Raw genomic sequence first — 597 nt, 5'->3', positions numbered from 1 at the left:
CACTGCTCGCTGTATAACGGCGCCCTCCAGGAGCGACGCGACGCCTACCGGCACGCCTCGAAGACCAGCGTCCGGTACGGGGACCAGTCCGCGCAGCTCAAGGACATCCGGGCGTTCGACCCCGAGCGGCAGGGCCGCTGGTCGTTCTCCTCCCAGCAAGCCACCCTGCGCCGCCTGGACAAGGCGTTCCAGGCGTTCTTCCGCCGCGTCAAGGCCGGTCAGACCCCGGGTTACCCCAGGTTCAAGGGTGTCGGGCACTTCGACACCGTCACCTTCCCCAAGGACGGTGACGGCTGCCGCTGGGATTCCACCCCGCACGACCGGCAGACCCGCGTCCGCCTCCAAGGTGTGGGACACGTCCGCGTGCACCAGCACAGACCTGTACAGGGCCACGTCAAGACGATCAGCGTGAAGCGTGAGGGAAACCGCTGGTACGTCGTCCTCGCCTGCGACGACGTACCCGCCCAGGAGCTGCCGCCCACCGGGGCGGTCGCCGGTATCGACATGGGTGTCGCCCACTTCCTGACCACCTCGGACGGCGAACACGTCGGCAACCCGCGCTTCCTTCAAGCGATGGCCGACGAACTGACCGGAGCG

1 protein-coding gene is annotated in these 597 nt (G+C 68.3%); it reads left to right on the top strand.

The window, feature by feature from the left end; genetic code table 11:
• A partial coding sequence (locus LPA54_RS35240; protein ID WP_267487966.1) for a transposase occupies positions 1 to 597 on the top strand: 597 nt, incomplete at both ends.

Source organism: Streptomyces sp. DH12, from assembly GCF_020873895.1.
Classification (GTDB): Bacteria; Actinomycetota; Actinomycetes; order Streptomycetales; family Streptomycetaceae; genus Streptomyces.
This window is presented reverse-complemented; position numbering and strand designations above follow the sequence as displayed.